The sequence below is a fragment of the Microcoleus sp. A003_D6 genome, assembly GCF_036702825.1.
Classification (GTDB): Bacteria; Cyanobacteriota; Cyanobacteriia; order Cyanobacteriales; family Microcoleaceae; genus Microcoleus.
Genome location: NZ_JAUBWA010000244.1, coordinates 1 through 3799 on the forward strand (window position 1 = coordinate 1; position 3799 = coordinate 3799).

Annotated in this window: 1 protein-coding gene; it reads right to left on the bottom strand. The window is 51.8% G+C overall.

The window, feature by feature from the left end:
- Positions 1-78: 78 nt before the first annotated feature.
- A complete protein-coding gene (locus QUB70_RS31900) occupies positions 79-3708 on the bottom strand; it encodes a CHAT domain-containing protein (protein WP_332985797.1) in 3630 nt (1209 codons plus the stop codon).
- Positions 3709-3799: the final 91 nt, after the last annotated feature.

The following is a 3799-nucleotide window of genomic DNA, read 5'->3' on the forward strand; positions in this document are numbered from 1 at the left end:
TCAACTGTCAACTGTCAACTGTCAACTGTCAACTGTCAACTGTCAACTGTCAACTGTCAACTGTCAACTGTCAACTGACTAAACCCCAGCCGCAGTAAAAGCCGCCCAATAATAAGGATTGGCAAAAGGATAAGGTTTGCGGTTGCGAATTTGCAGCAAAGATGCCTCAGCAATCAGGCGAGAACTTTGAGAAAGCCGATCGAACATTTGCGAAATTTGAGGTTGAAAATCCGCCAGCAACACCTCCAATTCCTCGCCAGTCAAATCCCGAAGCCACCTCTGAGCGTCGTTTAGAGCGATCGCCACATCTCCCGCCTGCAACCGAGGAAACCGTCCGAGATTTTCATAAAACTTGCTAGTGAGCAGCAGCGTCGAAACATCGTTCACCTTCCAAAGACTGCTGACAACACTAGACGTACCAGCATACAACAAACCCGCCGACAAACCGACAAAATCTTCAGCACCGCTGGCGGAGCCGACCGCAATTTCGCCAGCCGATAAAGTAACTAAAAAGTATTGCCGGAAATCCAGATTAAAAATTTCCTCCAAACTCAGAGAATCATTCCTCAAAAACACTGCGGATTTGAGCGGTTCGGCCAAATTAAGCAAACTCAAACAAGCAAAGTGAGCGCATTTTTTCTGCTGCAACTGCCCCCCAGGCTGGGGTAAATTCCCATTATTAGCAGACATTTCTCGGGAAAAAGCCTCTTTAATTGCCGGCTTCTGGCGCAAAACTTCTGCACTGGAAAAATACTGGGAAATATTGCCGATTTCAATGTTGCTGTAGAGCGAATTTCTGGTGAAAGTGGGAACTGCCAAAAGGTGCTGCAAACGCGGTCTGTACCGGCCGATAGCTGCGCTGCGCGCACTTTGTCTCAACCGCAATAGCTGACAGTTAGGAGCATAGCGAATTCCTCCAGCAAATCGATCGATCAAATAAGCAGCAGGCGCTGGAACGTCGCCCAAAGCCGAACCTTGAGAAACCTCCGAACCGCTGTGGGCCTCCACATCAAAACCGCTGCGATCGCCCCACCCAGACCTAAAACTTCCCCCGCCATCCTCAAACCCCTCTCTCACCCCCAGAGGCAAAGCGTGGAGCGGCAAAGCGTGCAAAAATCGGTGCGGCACAAAAATCAGCCGATCGCAATTCTCTGGAATCAGCGCCACCACTCGATCGATTTCCAGCAGCGCGGCCAAGCGTTTGAGCCGAGCCGGGAGATGATTGATCCAGCGACCTTTTTGCTCGGAATAAGCGCTGAGGTACTCCCCGGCCCAAGTTTCGGCAGCCAAAGCATTTTTCGGGGAACACAGGTGAACGGCGGGATATGGCGCACTCTTCACCACCACAAAAGCCACCAGCACCTCCCCCAAACTCGCCCACACCACAGCAGCACAATTGTCGTCGGGCAACAATTGGCGAATTTCCTCGAAAGCGATCGGTTCAACTTTGCGAACTAGGCTGAAGAAAGGGTCGTTTGCCTGCACCTCCCGAGCAATCAACCCATCAAACTGCCGCCACAATTGATTTAAGTGCATGAAGTCCGAGTTCGGCAGCAGAGAACCGCTGTTCAAACCTTGGCTGTCGCCCTCAGAAATCAAATTCGCGATCGGCCCGGGCTCTGGCTGCTGTTGGTGCCGCTGTTCCCCCGCTATTTCCAGTTGCAGCGACTCCAACTCGCTCAGCGCGGCTGCGGGAATGTCGCCTTTCGGGGTCAGGTGGCATTTGACGAGCAGTTCTACCAAATTCCGATTTTTGTGGCGTTCGGCGTATTCCAGAGCTTTAGCGCAATATTCGGGCTGGCTTGGGCCGAGTTCTAGGCAAACTTGCAGCAGGCATTTATAAAGTCCAGTCCAGGTGCTGGCTAGTTTGACTTTGGCGGTACTGGCCCGATCGCCCAAATCTGCCACATCAACTTCAGCTTCGCCGCGCAAGAATTCAACAGTATCGACAGCAGCAGTAAAAACGCCGTAGGCGCGAAGCAAGTCGCCTCGAACTCGGTAAGCTTGACCCAAATAAAATGCAATTTGAGCCCAGCGGTGGGGATAGGTTTCGCGAGTGTAGACAAAGCCAGCACTGTGATAGCAGCCGATCGCACTTTCGATGTGGGACGAGTTTTCCGTCTCCGTCAGTTCCGAAAAAGCCCGGCCGAGATAAATTTGCAGCATGGCCCAGCGGTTGGGATATCTCTGCCTGGTGTAGACTTGACCCGAATTTTGATAGCAGGCGATCGCGCTTTTGAGGTTGCGGTTTTTTTCACCTGAAAGGTGTTCGGTGAAAGCGCGGCCGAGGTAGGCGTGCAGCATTGCCCAGCGTTCGGGAGTTTTTTGGCGGTTGCAAAAAAGCAAAGCATTTTGATAGCAGGCGATCGCCATTTCGATATTTTCGGCTTTTTTCCCTTTCACCCGCAAGCTGTAGTAGATCCTGCCGAGGTAAGTTTGGATCGAAGCCCAGGCTTCGGGAAATTTGATGCGGGTGTAGACTTGTAAAGCATTTTGAAAGCAGGCGATCGCCATTTCCACATTTTCCACCCGATCGCCTTTGATGCGATCGATAAACACCCGGCCCAAATTCCTTTGAGTCGTCGCCCACTGGAGTGGCAAAGCTTCCCGAGTCCGCACTTGCAAAGCTCTCTGATAGCAGTTGACCGCGTATTCGAGATTTTCGGCTCGGTTGCCCCCCAGCAACTCACAGTAAGCATTTGCCAAATTATTTTGAGTCGTGGCCCAGCGCCGGGGAAACACCTTGCGGTTGTAGACTTGCAAAGCATTGTGGTAGCAAGCGACTGCCTGTTCCAGATTTTCGGCTTTGCCGCCCCGCAGTCGGCGGCTGTAAGCGCGGCCGAGATTGTTTTGAGTGCTCGCCCACTCTTCCCCGAAAGTTTCGCGGGTGCGAACTCGCAGCGCGTTTTGATAGCAGGCGATCGCCTGTTCTAGATTGTCTGCCGGATCTCCTTTGAGGCGATCGCTGTAAGCGTTTCCCAGATTGTTTTGCAGCGTCGCCCACTGTTCCGGGTACTGTTCGGGAGTGCGCACTTGCAGGGCATTTTCAAAGCAAGCGATCGCCTGTTCGATATTTTGAGCCTTATCGCCTTTGGGGCGATCGCTGTAAGCGTTGCCCAGATTGTTTTGCATCACCGCCCACTCTTGGGGAAAGTCTTTGCGGGTAAAAACCTTAGCAACTGTTTCGTAACCGGCAATTTCGATTTCCAAGTTATTAGCCTTGCTGCCGAGGGGAAACCGCCCAATTTTGTTGCTCAGATTGCCGATTAAAGCTGCAATGCGCCTTGTCTCGGATTCTTTGGCAGTAGGGAACACCAAAGTTGCCCAGTGGCGCAGCAGTTCTGCAAAATTCTGGTCTAGTTTGTCTAAATTGTTTATCAGCAGCGAGTACAGGTGCTGCGAATCAGCGCCCGGCGCCACTGCCTGCAATACTTCTGCTAAAAAAGCCAGATATGCTGCCCCGGTTGCGGGCAATTTATAATTGCCCTTTGCAGATTCTAAGGGTGCGATCGTCTTTTGGAAAAATTTTGCAGCTCTGAGCAAACTTTCTGGCGTCAGTGCCGGCACTTCCAAGTAAAGCGTTTGTACGAACCCAGAGTCGATCGACTTTGAGTCAGTCCTCAAAATCAAATCTATTCCTAAGTCCACAGGATTTTCCAGCAGCGCTCGGAGCATATTAACATCAGTTTCGCGACGCCGTTCATCCATCGTGCATTCCGCCGAATTATAGGAAATACCCTGAAAACCCCGTGACTTCAGTCCGGGGATGAAAGGGAGTTGCAGGATTTATCCTGCCTAC